Annotated in this window: 23 protein-coding genes; 9 read left to right on the plus strand and 14 right to left on the minus strand. The window is 48.1% G+C overall.

The window, feature by feature from the left end; all coding sequences use genetic code 11:
* Nucleotides 1–137 precede the first annotated feature (137 nt).
* The 3 genes from ACI49J_RS05205 to ACI49J_RS05215 all read right to left on the minus strand — a co-directional run bounded on the left by ACI49J_RS05205 (nt 138) and on the right by ACI49J_RS05215 (nt 3578).
* Nucleotides 138–1226, minus strand: coding sequence for an AAA family ATPase (locus ACI49J_RS05205; protein WP_240253273.1), 1089 nt, complete (start codon nt 1224–1226; stop codon nt 138–140).
* A gap of 302 nt (nt 1227–1528) precedes the next feature.
* A complete protein-coding gene (locus tag ACI49J_RS05210; RefSeq protein WP_409366467.1) occupies nt 1529–2878 on the minus strand; it encodes a hypothetical protein in 1350 nt (449 codons plus the stop codon).
* Nucleotides 2868–3578, minus strand: a complete 711-nt coding sequence (locus tag ACI49J_RS05215) for an ABC transporter ATP-binding protein (RefSeq protein WP_240253277.1) — start codon at nt 3576–3578, stop codon at nt 2868–2870. The genes ACI49J_RS05210 and ACI49J_RS05215 overlap by 11 nt, the downstream gene beginning before the upstream one ends.
* 297 nt (nt 3579–3875) lie before the next feature.
* Here ACI49J_RS05215 and ACI49J_RS05220 point away from each other — a divergent pair, with 297 nt between their 5' ends.
* Nucleotides 3876–4859 (plus strand): thermopsin, encoded by a 984-nt coding sequence (locus ACI49J_RS05220; RefSeq protein ID WP_275691871.1) that lies wholly within the window; start codon nt 3876–3878, stop codon nt 4857–4859.
* Nucleotides 4860–4902: 43 nt separating this feature from the next.
* The gene (locus tag ACI49J_RS05225; RefSeq protein ID WP_240253279.1) at nt 4903–5259 is read left to right on the plus strand and encodes a hypothetical protein; all 357 of its coding nucleotides are present in this window, start codon (nt 4903–4905) and stop codon (nt 5257–5259) included.
* Nucleotides 5260–5628: 369 nt separating this feature from the next.
* Here the strand turns inward: ACI49J_RS05225 and ACI49J_RS05230 are convergent, their stop codons facing one another.
* The 3 genes from ACI49J_RS05230 to ACI49J_RS05240 form a co-directional block, all read right to left on the minus strand.
* The gene (locus tag ACI49J_RS05230; protein ID WP_240253281.1) at nt 5629–6447 is read right to left on the minus strand and encodes a mechanosensitive ion channel family protein; all 819 of its coding nucleotides are present in this window, start codon (nt 6445–6447) and stop codon (nt 5629–5631) included.
* Nucleotides 6448–7411: 964 nt separating this feature from the next.
* Nucleotides 7412–8521 carry a hypothetical protein gene (locus ACI49J_RS05235; protein ID WP_240253283.1) on the minus strand — a complete coding sequence of 370 codons (1110 nt, stop codon included), beginning with the start codon at nt 8519–8521 and terminating at the stop codon, nt 7412–7414.
* Between the two features lie 113 nt (nt 8522–8634).
* The gene (locus ACI49J_RS05240) at nt 8635–8772 is read right to left on the minus strand and encodes a hypothetical protein (RefSeq protein WP_240253285.1); all 138 of its coding nucleotides are present in this window, start codon (nt 8770–8772) and stop codon (nt 8635–8637) included.
* 742 nt (nt 8773–9514) lie between these two features.
* Between ACI49J_RS05240 and ACI49J_RS05245 the strand changes: the two genes are divergently transcribed.
* The 4 genes from ACI49J_RS05245 to ACI49J_RS05260 all read left to right on the plus strand — a co-directional run bounded on the left by ACI49J_RS05245 (nt 9515) and on the right by ACI49J_RS05260 (nt 13134).
* On the plus strand, nt 9515–10672 hold the full coding sequence (locus ACI49J_RS05245; RefSeq protein WP_240253287.1) for a helix-turn-helix transcriptional regulator: 1158 nt from the start codon (nt 9515–9517) through the stop codon (nt 10670–10672).
* Complete coding sequence (locus ACI49J_RS05250) at nt 10673–11476, plus strand: ABC transporter ATP-binding protein (protein ID WP_240253289.1); 804 nt, start codon at nt 10673–10675, stop codon at nt 11474–11476.
* Nucleotides 11473–12150: an ABC transporter permease gene (locus tag ACI49J_RS05255; protein ID WP_240253291.1), complete on the plus strand. Its 678-nt coding sequence runs from the start codon at nt 11473–11475 to the stop codon at nt 12148–12150. Before ACI49J_RS05250 ends, ACI49J_RS05255 begins: the two co-directional genes overlap by 4 nt.
* A gap of 90 nt (nt 12151–12240) precedes the next feature.
* The gene (locus ACI49J_RS05260) at nt 12241–13134 is read left to right on the plus strand and encodes an oxaloacetate decarboxylase (protein ID WP_240253292.1); all 894 of its coding nucleotides are present in this window, start codon (nt 12241–12243) and stop codon (nt 13132–13134) included.
* Here the strand turns inward: ACI49J_RS05260 and ACI49J_RS05265 are convergent.
* Both ACI49J_RS05265 and ACI49J_RS05270 read right to left on the minus strand, forming a co-directional pair.
* A complete protein-coding gene (locus ACI49J_RS05265; protein WP_240253295.1) occupies nt 13121–13522 on the minus strand; it encodes a PIN domain-containing protein in 402 nt (133 codons plus the stop codon). The genes ACI49J_RS05260 and ACI49J_RS05265 overlap by 14 nt on opposite strands.
* Complete coding sequence (locus tag ACI49J_RS05270; protein ID WP_240253299.1) at nt 13519–13731, minus strand: AbrB/MazE/SpoVT family DNA-binding domain-containing protein; 213 nt, start codon at nt 13729–13731, stop codon at nt 13519–13521. The genes ACI49J_RS05265 and ACI49J_RS05270 overlap by 4 nt, the downstream gene beginning before the upstream one ends.
* A gap of 157 nt (nt 13732–13888) precedes the next feature.
* On the opposite strand from ACI49J_RS05270, the gene ACI49J_RS05275 reads away from it, so the two are divergent.
* On the plus strand, nt 13889–15394 hold the full coding sequence (locus tag ACI49J_RS05275; RefSeq protein WP_240253303.1) for an AMP-binding protein: 1506 nt from the start codon (nt 13889–13891) through the stop codon (nt 15392–15394).
* Here the strand turns inward: ACI49J_RS05275 and ACI49J_RS05280 are convergent.
* The 3 genes from ACI49J_RS05280 to ACI49J_RS05290 all read right to left on the minus strand — a co-directional run bounded on the left by ACI49J_RS05280 (nt 15369) and on the right by ACI49J_RS05290 (nt 18463).
* Nucleotides 15369–16133 carry an SDR family oxidoreductase gene (locus ACI49J_RS05280; protein ID WP_240253304.1) on the minus strand — a complete coding sequence of 255 codons (765 nt, stop codon included), beginning with the start codon at nt 16131–16133 and terminating at the stop codon, nt 15369–15371. The two genes, ACI49J_RS05275 and ACI49J_RS05280, sit on opposite strands and share 26 nt — an antisense overlap.
* A 103-nt stretch (nt 16134–16236) precedes the next feature.
* Complete coding sequence (locus ACI49J_RS05285) at nt 16237–17637, minus strand: MFS transporter (RefSeq protein ID WP_240253305.1); 1401 nt, start codon at nt 17635–17637, stop codon at nt 16237–16239.
* Nucleotides 17638–17815: 178 nt separating this feature from the next.
* The gene (locus ACI49J_RS05290) at nt 17816–18463 is read right to left on the minus strand and encodes a helix-turn-helix domain-containing protein (protein WP_240253306.1); all 648 of its coding nucleotides are present in this window, start codon (nt 18461–18463) and stop codon (nt 17816–17818) included.
* 422 nt (nt 18464–18885) lie between these two features.
* Between ACI49J_RS05290 and ACI49J_RS05295 the strand changes: the two genes are divergently transcribed.
* The gene (locus ACI49J_RS05295; protein WP_240253307.1) at nt 18886–20265 is read left to right on the plus strand and encodes a 4-hydroxyphenylacetate 3-hydroxylase N-terminal domain-containing protein; all 1380 of its coding nucleotides are present in this window, start codon (nt 18886–18888) and stop codon (nt 20263–20265) included.
* 36 nt (nt 20266–20301) lie between these two features.
* On the plus strand, nt 20302–21474 hold the full coding sequence (locus tag ACI49J_RS05300) for an amidohydrolase family protein (RefSeq protein ID WP_240253308.1): 1173 nt from the start codon (nt 20302–20304) through the stop codon (nt 21472–21474).
* Here the strand turns inward: ACI49J_RS05300 and ACI49J_RS05305 are convergent.
* The 3 genes from ACI49J_RS05305 to ACI49J_RS05315 are packed head-to-tail and all read right to left on the minus strand — an operon-like array spanning nt 21471 to nt 25135.
* Nucleotides 21471–22652, minus strand: coding sequence for an acyl-CoA dehydrogenase family protein (locus ACI49J_RS05305; RefSeq protein ID WP_240253311.1), 1182 nt, complete (start codon nt 22650–22652; stop codon nt 21471–21473). The two genes, ACI49J_RS05300 and ACI49J_RS05305, sit on opposite strands and share 4 nt — an antisense overlap.
* A 9-nt stretch (nt 22653–22661) precedes the next feature.
* Complete coding sequence (locus ACI49J_RS05310; protein WP_240253313.1) at nt 22662–24113, minus strand: acetyl-CoA hydrolase/transferase C-terminal domain-containing protein; 1452 nt, start codon at nt 24111–24113, stop codon at nt 22662–22664.
* Nucleotides 24101–25135, minus strand: coding sequence for a MaoC family dehydratase (locus ACI49J_RS05315; RefSeq protein WP_240253316.1), 1035 nt, complete (start codon nt 25133–25135; stop codon nt 24101–24103). The genes ACI49J_RS05310 and ACI49J_RS05315 overlap by 13 nt, the downstream gene beginning before the upstream one ends.
* Nucleotides 25136–25351: the final 216 nt, after the last annotated feature.

Genomic DNA, 25351 nt, shown 5'->3' on the forward strand with positions numbered 1-25351 from the left:
TCAAGGGTCGCCTATCGCTTTCAAGAAATCTTGGAAACTTGCTTTCCAGAGACATTGAAATCCACGTTTTCGCCAGTTTTGGAGGTAGCTCATCTCGAAATCTTGATGGGATCTTCCGCAGATCCTCAAAGAATCATCTAGTACATGATCCATTCACTCAGGGTCAAGCCCCTTTCCAAGAGCTTCTTCTTTAGCCCCTGAGGATCTTGAATCATAGTTACCCTAGTCTCTCCCGTCTCTCTATCAAGGATGACCAGCTCTGATGGATACAGGAAGTCCATGACCATGGGCGAGTGCGTTGTGATCAGGAATTGGGGTTTAGAGTACCTAAGAATATCAATTAACTTCTCCATGAAGCTCAGATGCAGGGAATTTTCCAATCCATCTATGATTATCAGGCTAGGCTTAAGTACGTAGATTGAAGTCAAAAGGATTATCATCTTGAGTACGCCCGAGGGAATCGAGGTTGAGGGAATGGCTATCTCTTTCCCATTCACGACCTCCACAGCGAACATTGTAACATTACCGTCGTCGGAGACAGTTTCCCTCAGGTTCATGTTTAGGGAGTTCAGGAGATCGCTTATCTGATCTGGCAGAGGTTTCCCCAGCAGAACCCTAGGGAGACCTGCCCCATCCTCTCCAATACCCTCAGGAGCTGAGACGTGAACAGGTTGGAGAGCGTTCTCCGTGGAACGAAGAATAAGGACGTCGTTGAAGAAGTTTAGCATGAAGTCCTTCAATTCGCTTTCCAGCACAGAAAGGGAGAACAAGTTATCAAGTGTACCGTGATCAAGCGCATTAAATAAATTGAAAACACTATGGTTCACGGGGATATTGATTCTTTTGTCCCCAATCTTGACCGCGTCTCTCTCCCTCTCTATTTCCCTGTCCCCTAGCCTGACCTCCTCCCTTTTTATGGTGAAGGAGTGCTCTCCGTTGATCTCAAGGAAATATCTGTATTCCATTCCCTTGTATTTTCCCTCTAGCTCGAAGGAAATATCCAAACCAGGATCTTGCATGAAAACTACGTTCTTGTATTCGCCCCATCTCGCGAAAGGGTAGGGTGAAAGCGAGGAGGGTCTCAAAACCTGCTTTAGAAGGGAGAACGCATCAACTAGGTTAGTCTTTCCACTACCATTTGGGCCTACTACTGCACTTATTTTTCCGAGATTAAGTGTGACGTCCCTGAAGCTCTTGAAGTTCTTGATTTTGATGGTAGTAATCAAGGTTTTCCTGATTAGTTCCTCCTCCTACGTAAAAAACTTTAGACGAGACCTACACAAGCCTAAGGAATAGCGCGTAATTGATTGCCTGTTTCGGAGAAAGCTAGGATATGATGCAAGGGAAACATACTCCCTAAGGAGTCATATTAATGTTAGTAGGAGCTAAATTATACCTCTTTCGAAGAGGATTTTTATGTATCCCTATAATGGACTAAACCTCTCTTAAGGTAGAAAGTTCCTCGTCATAAAGTCTACATGTGGAGGGAAGTCACCACCAAGTTCAGAATAACAACCTAGTTCAGAAATCACACTGTGGTCACTATCTTTTCCACAACCCTCTCCCAGTACCTCTTCATTGCCAGGAAGGGCAGAGAGATCAAGGCCTCAAAAACCGTTACCCCCTCCATCACTCCGGGGGTAGGTAGGAACGCAATCAAGACTATCCCCACTAGGGGAATCATGGTGAGGAATCCCACAAGGTACCTAGACGGACTGAAGGTCATGGGGTTCTGGAAGTTGATCTGATAGAACCTGGCATAAAGTGAGATGATCATGATCGAGCTCAGCGGCAAATCCACTAGCATGGCAACAGCTATTCCAATCCTCCCCAGGGCAAGGAAAGACAGGGAGATTGGGAGCAACATTAGCCCAACAGATAACGCTTTACTTAGCATGTAATACCTCGCGAACTGGATCGGACTCATCACGTTCATGTCCAGCCAGATAGGTTCCGAGATAAACGCCGAGTTCGAGTAGGATACCGTGAAGATCCAAGTTCCGAGGAGGACGTAGAACCCCAGCTGAAAGCTCCTGAATCCCAGGGCTGACAACACGTAGATCGCGACCCCGACACCTGCGGTGACACTCAAAATCTTCCACCACTCAATCCTCCTGGACACGAATGTATAGCTCCCCATCAGGTTCATTCTTCCGCCAATCTCGAATATCCTCAAGTTCCTCTCCAGCATGAGGAGGAAGGGATTCCCCGCGTTAAAGGTAATCTCCCTCTTGACCTCCTGTTTCCCTGGAGGAGTGTAGGACATCGTGGAGAAGGTGGCGTAATTGAACCTCTTCAGGGCCAGGACCAGGAGGGCCAGCGAGAAAACCGGTAATATCACGTAGCCGTACCAGAAACCAGCAAACATGGATAAGGGACTTAAGGGAAACCTCGCCAAGGCTGACAGGAACCAGGCCACCATGACCACGCTGACCACCGCCTTCTTCCTATTATCAAGGTTGTAAAGGGTTCCGGACATCGACGATATCGCAAGCGCAAGGAAGGGAGGTATCACCAGTCCCGAGAGTCCGAGGGCGTACACGAACCAGGCAACAAACACGGCAGAGAAGAGTAAACTCACGACGAAGTACCCCAGGATGAAGGAGGCAATCAGTTCCCTATCATCCACAGGAAGCATCACTAGGAAGTCGGAGTCTGACTTGGTAACTAGGTTGAACCTAGAATTGAAAGGTGAAATCCCAACAAGGAAGGTAATGTAAAGGATCGAGAGAAGCGAGAACTCAGGAGATATTGCGGGGGAGATTCCTCTTCCAGGAACGCTCATGCCCACTAGGACTGCGTCCAGGAGGACGATCATCATGATTGTGGACTTGGGGAAACGTGATAGAATGATGACCTTCAGAAGTTTAGTGATCATCGGTCATCATCCTCGAAACTACGCTTTCTATGGGCTCGTCCTCCCTTCCTAGGGCCCTTAACTCAGAGATGCTACCGGCCCATATAACCTTCCCCCTCGAGATCATGATCACGTGATCCGTGAGCCTTGAGGCAATCGACATTATGTGGGTCGAGACTAGGAAGGTCGAGTTCATTCCCCTCAGAATGTTGATTACCCTCTCCTGCGTGGGTATGTCCAGGTAGTTGAGGGGTTCGTCGAGGAGGACTATCTCAGGCTCGTGAAGTAGGACGAGGGCAAGAGAGAGCTTCTGTTGGTTTCCCCTGGATAATTTCCCCGCTTGAATCCTTTCGTACTCCCTCAGATCAAACAGGTCAATCATCTCCTCTGCCTTCTCCCTTGGGTTCGGGATCCCCCTAAGGGAGGCGAAATACTCCAGGTTCTCCCTGACCGTCAGAATCCTGTACGGGACTGGGTCCTCAGGGAGGTAGGCGAGTATCCTCTTGACCTCCTTGCTCCCAGGGGGCATTCCCTTGATCGTGACCTCTCCGCTGTCAGGTCTAATTAGGCCAGCGAGGATCTTCATGGTCGTGGACTTACCAGCACCATTTGGTCCTAGGAGGGAGTATCTGCCACCACAGGGGATAGAGAAGGAGAGTCCGTTCAAGGCGTACGTTAGTCCAAATCTCTTGACGACATTGGTCAGCGATATGCAGTCCATTGAAGGAGTAAATCGCCCTGAAAATTAAAATAATTTTGCAAAGCGAATTGAACCCGGGTGATAGGCTAATCGACCTTGTGGAAGATTTGAGGGAAATGAGAAGGTCTAAGAGGCAAAGACCTTTTTCCAGATCTCATGAGTCCACCAGGGGCAGGTCTTCAAAGATCTAGGCTACGAGGTATTGGGAACTAAAACCTAACATTTTGATGGATTTGTACTTAGAAAGATTAAAATAACCCATACCCAGAGATTATTCAAATGTTAAAATTAAAAGTCCTAGGTCTCATAACTATTTTATTGTTACCCTCCTTTTTCGCAATATCCGCAGCCCAACAATCTCCCATGTTTTTCCCTCCAATCCACGGCAAGCCACAACCCCGCGGAGAGTACGTGAACCCATTCCTTTACTACACATCTCCGCCAGCCCCCTCAGGAATAGCGTCCTTCGGCCTCTATAACTACTCAGGTAAGGTAACGCCATACGTCATAGAGACCTCCAAGGTATTGGGTTACGCCAACATTACCAGCTTGCTCGCATACTACAAGCAGGCCAGAAAATACGGCGTAAATCCATACTCTGCTACCCTGCAAATGAACGTCGTATTGCAGGTAAACACTACGCAGGGAACCTTCGCGTATTGGCTACAGGACGTTGGAAGTTTCCAGACAAACAAGAACCAGGTCACCTTCATTGACAATATCTGGAACCTCACAGGGAACCCCTCAACCCTTTCGTCATCTGCGGTGTCCGGGAACGGAAAGGTCGCCTCTGCTGGGAGTGGGAACACCTTCTATTACGACGTGGGTCCAACCTTTACCTACTCCTTCCCGTTCTCATACGTGTATGTGGTGAACACGTCATACACGTCTAACTCAGTGAGTATATGGTTCGGGTATGAGATCCTGCAGGGTAGTCAAGTCACCTCGGTTCAGTACTACGACAAGGTTACCATATCCCAGCCTGGGATAAAGTCCGCGGAGATCACAATTAACGGGAACACGTATACGCCTGACGGTCTCTACTACGACGCGGAGCTAGTGTGGGGAGGTGGAGGAAATGGTGCACCGACACAGTTCACCCATCTCAACTCGTCGCTAGGGCTATACTACTTATCGAGCACTGGGGTGACCCCCATCCCATCACTTTATACCTTCGGTTCCAACACGGCTGAGAGCGCATATAACGTGCACGACAACCTGGTGAACGGGGTACCGGAGAGCTACGTGGGCACAGAGGAGCTCACGATACTAACCAACAACTTCAGTGTGGTGCTCGTCTGACAGAGTTAAAATCTTTTTTAGTTTTCCTTATCTTCATTACTTTATGGCTAAACTCCTTTTCGTAGTAATGAGTGATCCCTCGAGCCTTTCCGAATCCATTAAGGCAGCCCACGCATTTCATTATGCGGTTGAACTGAGTCAGAAGGGGAACGAGGTCCTAGTTTACCTCGACGGGTTGGGGACTAAGATACCCATCTCTGATAGTCCATACAAGGGATTGAAACCCGCCTTTGACGAGGTTGTGAAGAGAGGTCTCCTCCTCGGGGCCTGTGGGTACTGCGCATCCCCTCCGCACCTAAATATAAGGGACCGACTTAAGGTCAAGTTACTGGGAGACGAGCACGACCACTACGCCTTCCAGGACCTCGTGGAAAAGGGGTTCCAGCTAGTTTTAACGTGAATATACCCGGTCCTCTGTAACATGCAAGTGGGTTCTTAAGTAAATCCCTTTTGCAGTAGAATCATTACCACTTATGACCTCCTAAGTCACTTGGGGGGGGGGAGTTAGACGCTATCGGGCCTAGATCAAAAAGGTCAGTGAAAGAAGTTTCGAAGGAAAATTGAACGATTGAGATCTCTAGATACGCTGAGTATTTTCAACCATAATAAACAACCGATTCATCTTTCCTTATGAGGCCCAACTAGGGTTACGAGCTTGCAGGTGGGTTGGCAGAGATTTCATGAGTGTTCTACATAACTATGAGTGGGTTTACGGGTTGTCATGATTAGAAATCAAGAGAAAAAAAAAAGAGTGGTTTACTTACACCTATTACCTTGACATCTCCGCAGCTAGCCTCTTGGCGTAGGCATACACGAGGGGTATCAAGAGTAGACCGAAACCTATGGCCAGTCCCCACGCGAGGACCTGCAGGACACCTGACACGTTAGCGAAGGGCTGAGTTATGATAGCCACTGCAATTAGTATGAAGATAGTGTAGAGGATGAACTTCCCGTAGGACGTCAGCGTAGTCGCGTTTGGATCAGACCTGGAGATGGATTCGAAGGCCTTGTCCGTGATCGTGAAGGCGAACATCAGGATAACTGACGCTAGTATGATGTCGTAGAACAGGTAGGGGCTAATGCTCGGTATCCAGTAAAATATGGCGAGGGTTGCAGCGACGGTGATGATCACGGCATATATTCCGAACCTCAGAACTGCGAAAATGGTCTGGACGAACGGGTCACCTGTGTTCATTTGCTTCATCATGTAGTCGATAAGGATGTTGACCAGGGAAAGTCCCAGCGTTAGCAGGAGAATTGCTCCCGCAAGCGCTGGTAAGTATCTAGCCACATCAGCGACGTAGACCGTTGCTGGTCCTAGGTTAAGTACCGAAAAAGCGACTGCTAACGCTAACAGTATTATTAGCGCCTTCACAACGCCTGGAACTAGGTCAGTGCTAATGGCAGAGGATGGTCCAGTCATTATTCTCGGTAGTATTCTCCTTATCACACTTGCTACTATATTGGCTATGATATAGCCTATTATGACGATGATGACAAATAAAATGATCGAGGGTATGGCATTAACAAATTCAGTTCCTAATTGACTTAGAGATTGGGATATTGTTTGAGCTTGGGCTATTATCATTGTGAGATATAATCAGCGAGTTAACTTAAATCCTTGAGTTTATTTAAGTAGTTTAAAGTTAAATAGTAAAGGAAAGCAGTTAGGTGCGATGAAGGGTGAGAGGTCACTCCAGTTTCGTTCAGGATCCCGACCAGGTTCTGATCTAGTCTCCTACCCCAGGAGTCCTGAGATACTATCTCGGATAGGGGAAGTCCGTAGTTCCGGCCTCTCCGCTCCAGCCCTGGTCTTCCCGAGAAAGAGGTCACATATCCCATGGTAAGATAGGGGACAGATCGATATCCCTTGGAATTCCAAGTAGGTCCTTTACCTTCCCTTTATTAAGGAGGCTCAGCCAACACCGATGTCTTTGGGCTAGCCGTAAGCCAAAGATTTTCAGGGAGTCAACACTATACCAACACGTTTCTGGCCTGTTATCTTGCCTAAGACATGTGGACCGAATTTCGATCAGCCAGGATCCACTGTTAGATTTGGTGGGTACATTATTCCCTCTTTGATGGTATCGAAGAGCATTTTCCTCCTCTCGTCAGGCAGTTCCTACTAGTTCTTCGTATTTCTACCTCCTCAACATCCCTCTTGATGTTTGGTTCCTTTATTATGAAAGTCCACGGTTGGGAATAACCCACTGATGGAATTAGATGAGCAGCTAGGAGGATTCTGGAAAGGACTTGTTATGGTATCGGACCTTGGTTTAAAATAACTTCTTACATCTCTTCTTTCCTAATTTCTTCGTGGACGTCCATATAGACAGAATATCCAGGATATTAAATAGTTTAGGATCCAATTGAGGAGTGAAGAAGTGGTTAACCTATTCCCTCTAGCAGGTCGTGAAATCTAACTGAAGGATACGGCTTCTAGTTTCTCGAAATGATAAACGTAGCGAGCATGAAGGGTTATTCGTGATTTAAGAGGAAATGAATAAGTTCTGAAATGCCAAGTCGAATGTACAGTTCACGAAGTTAAGCTACTACTCTATTCTGCCCAGTCTGGGAATGTGGTAGCTCTGTGTTGAACTAGGAGCCTTGAGTTTCCTCACGACTCTTTCTATGTTATCTCTTACTCTTTGCTTGTCCATAGTCCATCTTCCGTCCACTGTGAAATGTTCATATGGTATCGAAGCTGCAAGAAGATACTTCAGTTTCGGTTCATAGGGATGTATCATTACATCTGCGTCAACATGATATTTATATTTTAGCTGAGAGATATATTCTAGGATCCCGCTAGCAATCGAATCTTCCAGAAAGGCTGTAGCATAGTACTTGTTCTTGCTTAGCTTATGAACGTGAGTCAGTGTAGGTATTCTAGTAAGTTCTCTGAGAAAATTTTCATTTTTATCAAAAATTATAGATATCCTTGTTTGATACTTTCCGTTGAGTCGTATTCCAAATGCGCTAATTAACCCTTTTCCAATTATATGCTCTTGATAGTGTCTTAGGACAGTTCTATAATTTACGCCGATCATCTTAGCTATATCCTTTAGTGTTAGATAATTCCTTGCTTGTTTCTTTCCAATTATTTGAAGATCGATCCAATCTGGTTCAAACCCATCACTTAAATCAGGGAAATAGACAGGTTCCCTAGGTTCTACTAGAAATTGTTCTTTATACCTTCGAAGTTTAAAATCGTACGTAGAGAAATCATATGTAAACTGTATACTATCTTCAACGTCAAGGAAATCAATTATCTCAAATATTCTACGCTCCTCTAGTACGCTTACAACATTCGTTATATCTTCTTCAAATTTTGGGGGAAGAACTAAACTAATAATAAGTCTCTCATTAGATATTTGATCTCTTCCTATAAATCCAGGAAAACCGTCAAACATTTCATATATATCAGCAAGTTCTAACCTAGGATCTGCATTCACTAATAAAAATAAAGCCTTCAATCCAAGTGATTTGTATCTAGCTATGTAAGATACGTTAAGAGAAAATTCCTCTTTGATTAATTTAACAACAGAGTCCATGTTTTTAATATGAGCCAGAGCACCAAGTATTCTAGGATTAAGATCTCCAAACCTTTGAATGTACATAAGAGCCTTTGAAATCGTAATATCGTCGACAGTGACTCTATTCATTTTATCCTATACATAGACTAATGATAGTGTTCATTCTTAAATTTTGAGGTTAAAATGAGAGTTGGATTGTGCGACAAAATAAGAGAAAATGTAAAATTTGCTTCTAAAATATTTTATACTCCTCCCAAGTTTCCATCCGCTATTTCTCCATGTATTATAACTCCGTGGCTAGCTAACAGCAACGCAGTTGCTGCTGCTCCCATCATGGCTAACTTGATTACGAGTTGGGTTTGAACTGGGTTTAACCTCATTTTTCTTCAATTTCCTATTATCCTGTTCATCCTATTATTTTTTCTATCCTAATACTATAGAAACCCAATTTGATTCACAATCATTGTCGCGAGCAATCTGAACAGTTTTTAGTTAATTCTGGACTTCGAGATTCAGGTTTCCAAGGGCGACTCACTATCAAGAGTGTATTATGATATAAAAGCTTTTATAGTCACTGCTCTCCCTCATGCTGCCTCAAATAGATCTAGGTAACTTTTTGGAACTCCATATATATAGCTTCGTTAGAAGGTTTCTTACGTATCAAACTCCTTCGTTTTCTAGACTCCATCCTAAAAATATAGTTCATTGCGTTTCCATCGTTATATCCATCTAGCGGGGGGGGGGGTTCGATTCAAATGCGACTACCCTTAAAGATGGAGGTTAGTCCTTAACTCTGAGCCTGTCCAGGGAGGTTAAATCCGACTTCCCTAGAGATATACTGTGCGTATGTATATCATTAAAGATCTCGTTAGCTAGTTGCATGTCTCACTCTATTCTAAGTCATTTCTCAGCCACTCCCTCTCCTCTATCTGTTCCTCCAAATTTTAGCCATTCCTACCTCAGGAGGGGAGAGGCCCAAGATCCAAAGGTATTGAGATCTTTTTCTTCGGGGAATTTCCAAGCCTCATCCCTAGAAGTGACCCCTACCTGTCAAGAGTAAATTTTTCTTTACTAAACAGAAAATTACGAAAAACTTAAATGTGTAAATATTCTTTTGGACTTATGGATATATTCGAGGCGATATCAAATGAGACGAGGAGGAGGATAATCCAGTCGCTATCGACTCCGAAAACCTTCTCTGAGTTGGCTAACGAGCTGGGGTTGGACAGTCCTAGTCTATCCTTTCACCTCCGTAAGCTTGGCGGGCTAGTCACTAAAAATGAACACGGAACTTATCGCCTGACCGATGATGGAGTTAAGGCATTGAATTTGTTGTCCATGATAAGTTCTGGGGATACTCGCCTCTTTCCTATGGTCGTGGAGCACTTGAATTACGTGAAGATTGACGATGAACTTCTGGTTAAGCTCAGGAACGAAGGTAGAAAGTTAGTAATTAGAAAGGTCAAGAACCTGGACCTGTCTGAGGTAAATTCCTCTTTACTTAATGAGGTCCTGGAAGTCATAGAGAACGTGGACAATCTGGCGTGTTCCAATGACACACTCTCACTCATTAAGGACAGGATTAAGGGAAAGTATAACTTGTTGATGGCAGACCAGGAAAAGTTACCAGACGAGGCCAAACACGAAAACCCCTCTCCAGAATCCTTATTGACCAGCTTTCTCTCCTATACTATCTCGAAATTACCTGTCCTGAATGATTTGCACATAGTCTATGACGATCAAATTCCCCTCTCTAACACCCTTGAAATAAACTTGAGTGGTGGATTGGTTAAACTTGTAAAGGGTAAACCCCATGTCTTGGCAGAGTGTCATGATCTTAATGACCTTGATCTATCTCAGGGCAAGATTGACGCCGACGGTTGCAATCTTAAGGTTTCCTACCCAGACCTGAACAGCCTGGAACTCAACGTTGATGGGGGAAAGGCAACAATAGAGGGACTAAAGGTAGACTCCCTCATGACTGACATGAGCGGAGGACTACTACGTCTAGACCTCACAACAAGGGAATGTGAGCTAAGAATAGATGGAGGAAAAGTGGATGGGAAGCTGTCCTATCCCTTGACTGAGAGTTCCCTCTCCTTAACCGTGGATGGAGGCATAATAGACCTTTCACTCTCTCTGCCGAAGGATCTGGGAATAGTCACGTCCTCCTCCACCGACCTGGGATTAACGTCAATACCAAGGCCACGTCCTGGAAAGGTGAACCTGACAATTTCGACCAAGGTTAACGGGGGCTTGGTCAGGATTAGGGGTGATTAGATGTCGCAGATGGAGGCAAGGGACGTCTGGAAGAGCTACGGTAAGAACGTGGCCAACCAGGGCGTCTCCTTCAACATTGATGAGGGTGAATTCGTGACGTTCCTGGGTCCTAACGGTGGCGGGAAGACCACGCTCATGAGGCAGATTTACGGAGAGCTCTACCCAGACAGGGGAGAAATACGGATCATGGGAGAGAGACCGCAGAAAGCGCTCAGATTTATGGGAGTTGTACCTCAGGAGGGGAGACCATTGGACTCGTTGACAGCAGAGGAACATGTTACCCTACTTGGTATGTTGAAGAGGTTCTCTAGACAAGAGGCCAGAGCCAAGGCTAGGGAACTCCTTGAACTCATGGGAATAGATCCTAAGGCAAGGGTCGACAACCTCTCGGGAGGCAACAAGAGAAAGGTTCTGATAATCTCTGCCATAATCTCAGACCCCAAAATCCTGGTCCTCGACGAGCCCACGGTGGGCCTGGATCCAGAGGCAAGAAGAGAAGTCTGGAATTACCTTGTGGAGATGAAAAAGGAAGGGAAAACCATAATCCTGACGACCCATTACCTGGAGGAAGCGGAGACCTTGTCCGACAGGGTTTACTTCTTGAACAAAAAGATACTCCTAGAGGGTAAGGTTTCGGAAATCAAGCAGAAGTTCTCCGAGTATTACGTTGTCACCAACGTGGATAGTGGTGAAAAGTACTACGTGAAGAGGGAGGAACTGATGGAGTTTCTGGGAAAGGCGAACTTCAGGTTTGAGGTAAAGCTCTCCTCGCTAGAGGAAATCTTCATGAGGTTGTTCCAATGAAGTTCCTTACCCTGGTTGAGATCTACCTTAGGCAGGTGCGCTTCTATATTTTAACTACCTTGTTCTACCTCCTCTTCTTCCCAATCGCCCTGATACTGAACCTGCCAAGCCAGAACACGTTAGTGGGAACGTTGACCCTATACATTTTCCTGGACGGCTTTCTATCTATCTCGCAACAGATTTCATTCATGAAAACGGAGCAACAGTTGACACTACTTTACGTGTCCGGATCTCCAAAGTGGTTAACGGCCCTCTCCTTAGCTTTCATAACCTTGATAATATCCATTCCTCTAGTGGTGTTGATAATGGTGATATCTAGGACCGCGGTGCTGTTCAGTATTAATTGGGTCTACCTCATGGCAACCCTTATCCTGTCATTGATCACGTCAATCGTCCTTGGAATGGATCTGGGACTCGCCCTGGGACAGAGGCAGGTCAATCAGTTATCTCAGGTTCTGGGTCTAGGGCTCTCCTTCTTCGCCCCAACCTTTGTTCCATATTCGGTGTTGCCACTTTACCTACAGTTACCATCACTGGTGGAACCGACTACCTACGTTGCACAGGCCCTGAGATATGACCTGCAGGGTAGCTTTTCCTGGGAATGGAATGCAGGAGTTATGATCTTCCTAGTCATTGGGATTCTGATTTACTTGAGGGTGAGCAGGAGGCCATGATATCCTTTTCATTAACGCTGATTGAATGCCGTGTGGATCTCGTGATCTTAGATCCTCAAGATTGATTTTTATCCTCTCCCTATCTATCCCATGTCTCGACTTGTAAAGGAAAGGGTAAACGGTCCACGTAAATTAAGGGAACTCCTCTCCTCAAGGGAAATACTCCTTGCACCTGGAGCGTTTGACGCCCTCTCAGCCAGACTTGTGGAATTCACGGGTTTCGAAGTCGTCTATATGACGGGGTTCGGGACATCAGCCGGATTACTGGGTTATCCTGACGTAGGTCTTCTAACCATGAGCGAGATGGTGGATAACGCAAGAAGGATTGTTGATGCCGTGAATATCCCCGTCATTGCGGACGCAGACACAGGGTATGGTAACCCGATCAACGTGATAAGGACGGTTCAGGAGTACGAGAGGGCCGGAGTTGCAGGGATTCACATTGAGGACCAGGTTTTCCCCAAGAAATGTGGTCACATCTCAGGGAAAGAGGTCATCCCCGCGGACGACATGGTTCAGAAGATAGGGGCAGCCAAGGACGTGAAGTCCCCAGACTTCCTCCTAATTGCAAGGACAGATGCCATCGCGGTCGAGGGGCTTGATTCCGCCCTGGAGAGGGCAAGGCAGTACCATCGCGCTGGGGCCGACATGATCTTCGTCGAGGCTCCGGAGAACCTGGAACAGATCGAGATTATTGGAAGGGAACTTAGAGGGATTCCCCTCCTTTTCAACTGGGCTGAGGGTGGTAGGACTCCCCCAGTGAGTCTAGACATGTTGAGGAGACTCGGGTTTAAGCTCGTGATATTTCCCGTGAGCGCTCTGCTTTCCGCCACCTTAGCCATGAAGAGTGTGCTAGAGCAGATAAAGAGGGATGGAACTCCGGCGAATGTCATGGATAAACTTTACCCATTCAAGGAATTCCTCAATTTTATAGGCCTGCCCGAGGTCCAGAGTCTGGAGAAGAAATACGTTACGCGACGTTGAGGAGGATCGAGTCTTGCTTCGCCTTCACTATCTCAGGGTTCGCAGTCACAATCCTCGATCCCAGCCTCGTAGAGCTGGACACGAGATAACAATCGTTAAGCGAAAGCGAGGGATACTGTTCCCTAATCCTGACTGAGTCCTGGATCACCTCTAGGGTCAAGGGTATAACCCTGATGGGTGATTCGAGAATCAACCTTAGTTTAACTAAAGCATCAGTTAAACCACTCACTCTCCTGTAAACGTCAAGGAACTCACCCAGGTGGGTCGTGAGAAGGTAAGCCTCGTAATCCCCCAAGTATATTTTCTCCATCACACGCCTAGACTCCTCGTTAAGACCTGAGAAGTACACCGTGAAGAAGCTGGAGTCGAGGCTAATTCTCTCCTTCACTTTCTCCCCTCTTGGATCAGTTTCAACGCCTCTAGACCCTTCTCCCTTTTATCCACGCCAAAAGCGTCCAGAAGACTTATCTTGGGTCGCAAGATAATTGCTCCATCCTTAACCTCCAACTCCAATCTGGAACCCTCCCTTATGTTCAGTTCCTGTCTAACGCTCTGCGGGAGGACAATGATCCCCTTCCTATGAACCTTGACCTCCATGGGCTAGATTGGTTTAACTAATAGAAAAGTTTAACTCAAGACACTCCGAACTAGGTGTAACCGACTCCAAGATAAGATTCCAGGCTCAGGGATTGTCACGTTAACTCGAGGTTTTAGTGTAATGAACAAATATTACCATCCTTTCGTTGTTTATTTTATGGACTCAACAATCATGGATTACGAGCTCAACATAAAGTCCATTTTCTGGAGAATTGAGAAGTTGTATAGGGACAGACTCATTGTATCCAGGTTCTCCAACTCCAGGAGAACCTACACCTATGAGGACTTTGCCAGGAGGGTGAGGAAGACCGTAACTTTCCTTAAACGCAACGGGCTCGAGGGGAAGAACGTTGCGTCGATTGCCTGGAACACGAGCAGACATCTGGAGCTCTACTTTGCAGTGCCTCTCAGTGGTGGAGTCCTTCACACAGTAAATGTGAGGTTTCACCCAAGGGAAATGGATTACGTCGTCGAGGAGATGCAGGACTCCGCAGTTTTCATGGATGAGGACATAGAGGCTTCCTTCAACGTGAAAACCTTCAGGCTGAATGAGTCCTACGACGAGATGATTGATTCGCAGGAGCCGGCGCAGGAACTTCCCGATCTTGAGGAGAAGAGAGGTGCCGTGAGCTGTTTCACCTCAGGCACCACTGGTAAACCTAAGGGTGTAATCTACAGCCATAGGAGCATTTTCATTCACTCCCTTTCCCTACTGGCAGGTGACGTTCTAGGTCTCTCCTCGAACGAGGTGGTCATGGACGTGGTGCCTATGTTTCACATCTCAGGGTGGGACATACCCTTCGCCTCCCTCATGACGGGAGCGAAACTGGTTCTTCCTGGAATTAGGCCTAGGCCCAGGGACCTGGTGGATCTCATCAAGGAGGAAGGGGTCACCCTAGCAGCTGGTGCCCCCACTGTCTGGATTGACGTCATGAACTACGTGGAGAAGGAGAGGGAGGACCTCGGTAAGCTTAGGACGGTGGTGATGGGTGGGGCAGAGCCACCCAAGGGATTAATGGAGAGAATGAGAAAGCTGGGCGTTAGGACCTACCACGCCTGGGGGATGACCGAGACCGAGGCCATAGCAACGGTTAACAGGAGCGATGATCTGAACGTCCTGACCAAACAGGGTTATCCCATCTTCGGATTTGAGATATCACTCCTGGACCCAGCTGGGAAGGAGTTACCCTGGGATGGGAAAACCATGGGCGAGCTCGCAGTTCGAGGTGCATTCGTTACGGGTAGATACTACAAGGGGGAGGCAAAGTTCACGTGGTTCAGGACAGGTGACATTGCAGTTGTGGATCCTGACGGTAACGTGAAGGTTGTGGATAGACAGAAGGACCTGATCAAGAGCGGGGGAGAGTGGATCAGTAGTGTTCAACTCGAGAACGCGATCATGTCCTTCCATAAGGTTTCAGAGGCCGTAGTTGTGGGAGTTCATGACGAAAGGTGGGGAGAGAGGCCTGTCGCCCTGGTGGTCCCCAAGGAACCCACTACCCCACAGGAAATTGTGGAATACCTCAAGTCCTTGAACGCCTTTCCCAGCTGGTGGATTCCCGACAGGATAATCTTCGTGGACTCCATTCCCAAGACGAGTACGGGCAAACTGGACAAGAAGGTGGTAAGGGAGGAGGTCAAAAAACTCCTACAGAGCCCTTAAGTGACTCCCCAGCATCTAACGTGATAACCTGACCGGTCATTCCCTCAACCTTGATGATGGACAAGATCAGTTGAGCCACGTCTGCTGGATCGAGGATTCTCCCGGTCAAGGTAAACTTCTTCGCGTATTCCTCTTCCGTCATTCCCCACACCTTGGGAAGGCTCTCTCCCAACTTCGTCCTCACGAGGCCTGGGGCAACTGCGTTTACCCTGATCCTGGGGGCAAGTTCGAGGGCCATGTATCTGGTAAGGGAGATAACTGCTCCCTTCATTGCCCCATAGATTGAGAGACCCTTGAACGGGAGGATCCCTGCGAGGGAGGCAACATTGAGGATTTCTCCTCCCTCGGAGATCTGGGGAGAGGCGAGTTTTGAGCAGTATAGGACAGACTTAAAGTCAGTCTGAAAGTGCTTCTCCACAATCCTGTCGTCAACCCCGATGAAGGGAGAATAGATTCCCACACCCGCATTATTAACCAGGACGTCAAGCCGTCCAAAACCTGAGACCGCCCTATCCACCAGTTCCTTACATCCCTGTTCCGTGGACACATCTGCAAGAACTCCCAGCACCTCTCCACCCCTCTCCCTTATCTCCCTCATGGTCTCCTCCATTTCCTCCTTTCCCCTCTTCGCGTTGACCACAACCTTCGCACCCTCAAGGGAGGCCCCTATCGCTACCTCCCTTCCTATGCCTCTTCCCGATCCCGTGACCACGAAAACTTTTCCTTTCAACTGGTACATGGTTTAAGATCCTGAAAACTCGTTAATATTTTCAGCTTCAGTACAGGAACAGGGAAAAAGGGAGTCGTCAAAAACTTGTTAGGAGAGTAACATGAGTGGAAGATCACACCTGATCCGTAGCTTCATTTACCTCCTCCAGTCTAACCTTCACGGTCTTTGGCAGAGTAAACACTGTAATTATCGCCATCACTATTGCAGGTATCCACGGTACTGTCCAAGCCCCTATATTACCCAGGATCGGGATCAGCGGGAAAACCGTGAGTAATCCTATTGCTCCTCCCGCGTGTCCAATACCGTCTGTAATGGCGTAACCTGTCGCCCTTGCACCTGTGGGAAAGTTCTCACTGCACAGCAGGTAATAAACGTTGAACCATCCAACTCCCACGAGTTCGGCAATGAATGCCCCAAGGAAGAATGTGGGAATGCTTCTTGCAATTCCTCCAATGGCCATTATGGCAGTACCAATTGTGAACACAACAACTCCAAATACTGTCATGTATCTCCTATCAAATCTGTCAATAATGAACCTCAGAAGTATTGACCCTAGGAAGGCCCCAATCCCGGCTAACCCAAAATAGAAGACGGCGGAGGAGAACAGGGACCCGCTATATCCCAGCACATCCTTCACCCATGTTTCTGGTAACACAAGGAATGGGTAGTCCATAAAGTATATGGTGAACATCAGTAGGAAGAGAACTATGAGCCTCTTAAGATACTTCGGCTTAGCGAGAATCTTGAACGGGTTCTCCTTGGGTACATTGTACACCTTCATGTTGGGCTCAGGTAATTGATTTACGCCAGCCCTCTTCATGGACGTTGTCTCCATGTGCCCAACTAAACTATCAACTTCGCTAAACTTCCCCTTCATGGCCAAGAACCTCACTGTCTCGGGGGCATATGCCCTTATTGCCAGGGCAAGGACAGCGAGAATTCCTCCCACGGCGAAAACTATCCTCCATCCTATGGAGGGTAAGGAGGTAACAATAAGCGCTGCGATAAAGGGACCAATTCCTATTCCAGCCCATCCCCCTATGAAGGCAAGGTTTGTGTATTGACCTCTTTTAGCGGCAGGGGACATCTCTGCCATGTAGGTCATGACCAGTACCAAGTCAGCCCCTATGGCCATCCCAGTGATGAACCTGAATACGGCCAGCATGGGGTAATTTACGGATAGGGCATCCCCGAAACTTCCTAACGCAGTCAACAGGGCAGTGAAGACTAGAGTGGGTCTCCTCCCCACCACGTCAGCCATGTATGAGAAGATGGGAGCGCCCACAACGTAACCCCATAGACCCAACGATGCTATTAATGACGCCTGACCTGCGCTTACCACGAAGGGTACGTAGGGAAGAGCGAAACCCACGTTAATGACGTCATATAGGGTTATAAAAAAGGAAAATCCCATGGCCCATATTAGGGCATATGACAGGCCCCAAGTAGGTAGCCTGTCCACTCTGGCCACGTACCATTCTGGTGACTGCCTTAAATTAGAGTTATCTGCCATTATAGTTCTTTAAACTTGTGAAATATATAAACCTTTATTGTAGAACAATATTTTAAAAACATGTGAAAGTTATGGTCTTTCTAAACTAAAGTCACAATTGGGTTCATAGATGATTACCAAGTGACATGTACCTCTTGGCGGATAGTGGCAGTGAAAACCTTAGAAAATTTCGTGAATTTCACCATGTTTTGGGCAGGTACCTCCACTTTTTCAGCAACTCCATAATTCCTCGTATTATTTTTCTCTCCCCACTTCTTAAGGAGTAGGCCACCGCGTTCACCGATTTCCCTGTGGCCCTAGCCACGTCCTTCAAGTTAACCTCCCTCGGTACGTTGAAATATCCCATTTCGAGGGCAGTTGAAAGGACTTCCAGCTCCTCCTCGCTGAGTTCCAGTCCATCGAAGTCCTGCACTCTAACCTCGTTTACCCTAGATATTCCTCGAAGTTCACGCAAGACCTCGTTAACCTGGTACTCGTAAGCTAGGAAGCTCCAGATCTCATTACCGTAAACTATGGTGGGTTCCACAACCAAGAGATTACTGGCGTCCAGCAAGGAGAATACAGAATTCCTGTAATCTAGCATCATGTCAACGAGGACTCTCCCGTCATCAAGGTAACTCACGTTTGATATGGAGTTTATTCGCGTTGATCTATCCAAGCGCTTAATGACCTTAAAGCTATCAGGTTTACCGACCACTAGGTCTCTCACCACATGCCCGTTACTGTGATGGGCTATGACCTGAACCTTGTTGTCAAGGAAACTTGTCCAGCAACCCTCATGTAACAAGTCAACGGTTACAAGCTTCAGGGGATATCTAGAGTACATAACCAGTAATATTCACTCAAAATTTTAAACTTTAAAGTAATCCTTTTAAACGTTTATTAATTGATTAAGATGAAAAAGAAACAATGATTATTGGTCACGTGTGGACATGGTTATCAACATGAATTCTTTAAACATGAGGCGACTGGGATCAATGAGTAACGTTCTTGATGTCTGAATACAACTTGACGTTCAGAATCCCATGAAACCGAGATTCGAGATGGGGGACTTCCCGCGAATCTATCTCGAGTTGGTGATAGGCCCTGGGAAATAGCTCGAGACTGTTCCACTTTCCTTAGGTGTTTTTAGGGAAGGCTTCAAGAAAAGTCACACTGGACAGGATAATGAGCTTTAGCCAGGATAATGAGCTTTAGCACACACGCCAACTTGAAAAGTTATTAGCTAGGTTTTTAGAGAAATTAACCATGAGAACCAAGGAGGAATTCGTGACTGGGTTAAGGGATAAGAGAAAGGTTTTCTATCGCGGAAAGTTGATCGATCCCACAGAGCATCCCATTGTAAAGGTAGCCGTTTCCCACGCCTCCAAGTTGTTTGAGTATCCTGGAAGAGTCGACCAGGAGGGAAAAAGTAAGTTCTTTCATGTCCCAAGGAACAGTCAAGATCTCATGGAGAGACATGGTCTCATATACGGGCTGACCATGTACTGTAACGGGATATTTAACATATCTCAGGCTATTGGTAGCGACGCCCTTTTCGCGCTACTTATCACCTCGAGGAGAGTGGACAGGGAGAGGGGAACGGACTACACGAAAAGGCTAGAGAACTATCTTGCTCACGTGAGGGATAAGGACCTTACCATCGCCACGGCCCAAACGGACGTCAAAGGGGATAGGTCCAAGAGACCAAAGGAGCAGGAGGACCCCGACCTGTACCTGAGGGTGAAGGAGGTGAGAAGCGACGGAATAGTGGTTAGGGGAGCAAAGGCCCACACCACGCAGGCTGCCGTCTCAGACGAGATAATAGTGATCCCCACTAGGGCAATGCGCGAAGAGGAAAAGGAATATGCCGTGGCATTTGCTGTGCCGGCCAATACCCCAGGGCTCAGGATGTACGTGAGACCCATAGATGAACTGGAGGGAAACTCATCCGCGGTCCTCTCCAGGCAGGACTACGAGCTTGAGACCTTGACCGTTTTCGATGACGTATTTGTGCCCTGGGATAGGGTGTTCCTATTTCAGGAGAGCAAGTTCGCTGGTCAGCTCGCCACACTCTTCGCCACCTTCCACAGGTTCACAGCCCTCTCATACAGGGTAGCAACTGCCAATCTCTTCCTAGGGGCAGCAAGGCTTGCGTCCTTCGTTAACGGAATTCAGAACGAAAAGCAGGTCAGGGATGACATAGTGGACATGATAATGTACAAGGAGGTAATGAGGGCAACAGCCCTGTCAGCTGCCATGTCTCCAGTGATCGATGAGGGGGTAGCTATCCCGAACCCGGTTTTCACCAACGTGGGTAAGCTCTACTCCAACGCTCACTTCCATGATGTGGTTAGGGACCTCATAGATGTCTCGGGTGGGATAATTGCTACCATGCCCTCGGAGGAGGACCTGACAGGGGAGGGAAGGGAGGAGATCATGAAGTACTTGAGGGGAGCCGTGGATGGAAAGGAGAGGACTCAGGCGTTAAAGATTGCTAAGGAGCTTGGATCCAGTAACTTCACGGGGTACATTCTAACTCTCATGATTCACGCGGAGGGCTCCATGGAGGCCAGCAAGATAGAGTTGTACCGAGGATATGACTTCTCGGACTCCGAGAAACTGGTGAAATCCCTTCTAAAGGGCTGAGGAAAACGATTTATTCAAGGGGTCTTATCTCCCTTCATGTTAAAATTTAGCGGTAAAATTTTCGACGGGACAAGGGTCATTGAGGGGACAGTCATAGTTGAGGGTAATCAAATCGTTGAGGTCGAGGAGGGAAAAATGGAGAGCGATTCCACTAAGGGTTTCATCATCCCTGGAATGATTGATGCCCACCTCCACTTCTTCGGAGTTCATGAGGACAACGTAATGTCTTGGAACCTCGTGAACGAGATCGACGTGGCCATTAGGAGCACCAGGGATATGGAGAGACTTCTTAGGTCAGGGTTTACAACGGTCAGGGATCTGGGAAGTAAGGTGGCAACTAGGCTCTCCAACCTGGAGAGATCTGGGGAGATCATAGGCCCTAGAGTAATAGCCTCAGGTTACTCCTTGGCCATCACGGGAGGAGACGACGATCCGCGGGATTTGCCCCTTGAGATGGCACAAAAGCTGTCGTACTCCTTCTATTGTGATTCTCCCTACGAGTGCAGGAAGGCCGTGAGGTTAGCCGTGAGGCAGGGAGCTGGAGTCATAAAGGTCTACGCCTCGGGAGCGTTTTCCCAGGGCGGAAAGATCCTTCCAGGGCTGGGACCAGACGAGCTGAAATCCATCGTGGAGGAGTCTCATAGGTTTGGGCTTAAGGTAGCGTCCCACGCCTATGGAAGGGAGGCAATCCTCAACTCAGTTGAGGCAGGAGTGGACACCATTGAACACGGGCTTGGCCTCGATAAGGACACGGCATCCATGATGTTGGACAGGGGGACATGTTATATCCCTACCCTAGCTACGTACGAGATCCCGTTTCACGTGGCAAACCCTGAGGTAAGGAGATATAGGGAGGAGGCGGTCACTAGGCACATGAAGGAAGACGTTAAGTTAGCCAAGTCCGTGGGACTTAAGATCGCCACCGGGACGGATTACGTGGGTTCAGATGCTAGGCCACATGGGAAAAATTACAGGGAAGCGGTCCTCCTCTCGCAGTTCATGGGAAACGACGAAGTTCTTGCATCAACAACTTCCGTGGCAGCGGAGTGCCTGGGAATATGGGCTGGTAGGATAGAGAAGGGATATCTGGCAGACCTTGTGGTTCTGAGGAATGATCCTCTTCAGAACGTGGAGAACCTTTCGCCCGATAACGTGCTCTACATCGTTAAGGACGGGAAAATGTATCGAGGGGCGGGAAGGGAGGACTAGAAGGATCTGGGTAGCTTGAGGGCGTTATGCGCCAGGTCCGCAAGTATCAGGTTTCTGGACACAGGGGCAACAAGGAAAAGTCTGGTCTCCCTCAATTTCCTCTCTATTCCAGTGTCCCTGGCGTATCCAAGCCCGCCGAACACGTCCATGACCACATTTCCAAGGAACCACGCGGTCTCACTTGCCTTATACTTTGCAATGTTGGCGTAAGTCCCAACAACCCTATTATCAGCGTTGGAGTCATAAAGCTCTCCTGCGTATTTCAGGGCGAGGGTGGATGTTACGAGGTCAGCGAAGCCCTGGGCTAGCGGGAACTGTATTCCTTGGTTTTGTCCAATGGGTCTATCAAACACCTGTCTGGTTCTAGCGTATTCTGTCCCCCTCTCCAGGAAATACTCCGCATTTCCTATCATTTCAGATGCGATCATGATCCTCTCGGCGTTCAGGCAGGATAGAAGGCATTGAAATCCCTGGTCCACCTCCCCTATCACGTTGGTATCTGGAACCTCGAGGTTCTCTATGAACAACTCGTATGCGTCAGTGTTGGCCATGGTCCTTATCCTCCTCATCTCAATCCTTCCCCTCAAATCTCTCATGTCCACGAGGAACATGGTAATTCCATGGGACTTCCTCTCCCGAGAGTAGGGTTTGGTCCTCGCAACCACGATCAAAAAGTCCGTCTTATCAACCCTGGAAATGAAGATCTTGTGGCCGTTGATCAGGAAGCGATTTCCCTCCTTCTGTGCCGTGGTCTTAATCTTCGTTGTGTCCGAGCCGACTTCTGGTTCAGTGAGGGCAAGGCTAAGCACCTTCAGGTTGTTCTCCACGATCTCGGGGTAATACCTCCTCTTCAGCGATTCCTGGGCACACCTGTTAAGGAGGACCGCGTTGTAGTATTGACCGTGAACGAAATAGGCGTTTCCCCCCAACAAGTTGATCTCCCTCAGGAGTAGGGAGGCATCTAGTACCCCAAGCCCCCCACCGCCAAACTCCCTGGGAAAGAGAACGTTTCCGAAACCTAGGCTCATGAAGTCGTGTAGAAAGGACGAGGGGAACTCCTCCTTGAGATCGAGATCCCCCCAGTATTTCTCCGGGTACTTGGCCATCATTTCCCTGAGGGACTCGAGGAGAAGGGACATGTCCTCCCCAACGTTTAGGAGAGACGTTATCTCATTCATGAGTCCACCTCAAAGACCGAACAGTTCATGGGCCAGCCTCAGGTCATGCGCCTCATGTCCCATCTCCCTGACCTTCCCATAATATTGTAGAAGGGAGTCCCTAAACCTAGGGTGAGCGCACTTGTTTATTATTTCCTCAGCCCTCTCGTGAGGAGATTTTCCCCTTAAGTCCGCATATCCCTGTTCCGTTACCACCACATCCACGTAGTGCTCTGGAACGTCTACGTGAGTCGTGAGCGGGACAATCCGGGAGGTCATACCGTCTCCCGTGACTGAGGGCAGTGCGATCACGGTAATGTAAGCGTTTGGGGCAAAGTCCACGGACCCACCGACGCCGTTATATATCTTTCCGTGTATGTGAGATATATTGGCATTACCGTAAATGTCGAGGTCGATTGCCTGTAGTATGGACACCAGGTTAAGCCTTTGAATCACCTCGGGGTTGTTCGTGACGTTCTGTCCGCGTAGCACTACCCGCCTAAAATCCCTGGCTTCGAGGAATTTACGAAGGAAGTTCTCCTCCCCACGTAGGGTAAAAAGGGCTGAGGAGCTAATGAATTTCACGTTATCCTCAGGGATGAGGGCCCATTTTGCGGGCAAGGTCTCAGCCCATATACTGAGGGTCAAACCTGACTGTGGGAACACATCTGCGAGCTTGCTAGAGAGGGATCCAGCTCCTGGTTGGATCACGAAATCTCCCCGTTCGTATAGTTCTCGGGAGAAGCCCTCTCTGATCTCGTTCATCATGAACTCCATGATGTTCTCCGAGATCCTCGCCTCCACGTCTCCAGGAGACTTATACGCTCCAGGAGATCCATCTTCCTCCCTAGTGACCAGTATTGCCCCTATCCTTGAGGGGGGTATAGTCAGCCTAGTATCCCCAATCCTTTGGTACACCCTCCCAATCGAAACGTCATCCCCCAAGTAGATGTCGTGAAGGCCCTCCAACTCGGGTTTACTCTCATTGACTTCCAGGATCACCTTCTTGGCGACGCCAATAAAGGAGATGGAGGAGTCCAGGGAGAGAGAGGGTATCACGGAGCAGTCCTCGAGAATTGCAGTTGCCTCAATTACTGCAAGGTCTATTGGTCCCAGTTCTCCTGATCTGATTTTTCTGTTAAACTTGTGGAGACCGTAATCGAAGAACTCGAGCTCGTTTTTGTTCACAAGTTCCCTATGTGATCCCCCACTGAGGAAAGGATACCTTCTACGAAATGCGTGACCTATCCTAGAGATGTTCCTCTCGAACTCCTCCGATGTCGCTCCTCCCGTGAAAAGGGTTAAGGCGTATCCTTTCTCCCCCTCCAGATGCTGGGCCATGGCCCTGGGGAACTCCTTGGGAACGGAAGAGCCGGACATTCCACCGAAGGCGATTATCCCGTGTCTGGGAAGGTGTCTCTTCACTGCGTCCATCGGGTCCGTGACTAACGACCTCATTTCACGGCAAGCTATCCTTTCCATATTTTCACCCATGGGGAGGACTCTCTCCTGAAAACCTCGATTTCCCTGATGAAAGTTGCCACCTCTACCGAGAAGTTATTCTTGTAAATCCTAGTTCTCAGGGTGACCCTTCCGCTCTCCTTACCAGGTTGAACCTCAACCACCTCACTCACGGCGTGTAGAGTGTCTCCATCAAAAACTGGAGCCCTCAACTTAAGTTCCCTGATCCCGCGGTCAGCTGAGATGTTCCCCCCAAGTTCAAAGGACGAAATTCCCGTCCCAACTCCCACGACGAAGGGACCCTGAACCACTGACTTTCCGTACTCGTGGTACTTCATGTACTCGTCGTCCAGGTGGAGCGTTGCGGTATTCATGGACAACACAGTTGTTAACAGATTGTCGTACTGGGATACTGTCCTACCTAGGCGATGAATCACCGTCTCCCCAGGTGTGAAATCCTCGAGGTATCTTCCCTCCCACCCTGGGTGAGACAGGCCCCTTTCCTCCGTGTTTAGCCCTATTCTCTCCCCTTTCTGCACGTTAACTTCAGGCTTCGCCTCCCCACCCTCAAGGAACTTCAACCATGGGGAGTAAGACCTCTTATACACTAGGTTATTTCTCCTTATTTCATACACGGGTTCACCCCTCTGATTGAAGACCCTATGCACCCAGCTCACCACCCCTACGTTGGGCCTCTTGGACTCCCTCTTCCCCACGACCTCGGTCTCGACGCAGAGGGTGTCCCCTGGGTATATGGGTCTCCTCATTTCCTCGTAGTCAATCCCAAGAAAGGCCAGGGTGTTAATGCTGGTGTCCCTAGTGGAGAGGCCTATTACCGTGGAGTGGACAAGCCTTGGGTTCATGATCACCTTTCCATACTCCGTGTAAGACGCGTAGACGCTGTCCAGGTAGAGAGGAGTGTAATCCAGGGTGAGCGTAGACCAAAGCACGTTATCTGACTGCTCCAGGGTTCTACAAGGTCTGTGCCTTATGACCTGTCCTATCTCAAAGTCCTCAAAGAAGGGGCCAAATCCCCCAAACATTACCAAATCACCGTATTCTTTGAGAAAAAGTAAGTTAAAAACTGTTTGCGAGGACGAGCTAACCTAGGTCAGGTTGAGTCTAGCCGGACACTAGAGTTGATTAATAATCAGTAAAAAATTGACTGTGGCAGTTAAGATCTAGTCGAGGACACCAAAAATCACGCGTAACAAAGCGTAGCGGAAAAGGCTTACGCGAAAACCACATGGGAACTCCTC

This window comes from Metallosphaera sp. D4-4 (assembly GCF_046245145.1).
Classification (GTDB): Archaea; Thermoproteota; Thermoprotei_A; order Sulfolobales; family Sulfolobaceae; genus Metallosphaera; species Metallosphaera sedula.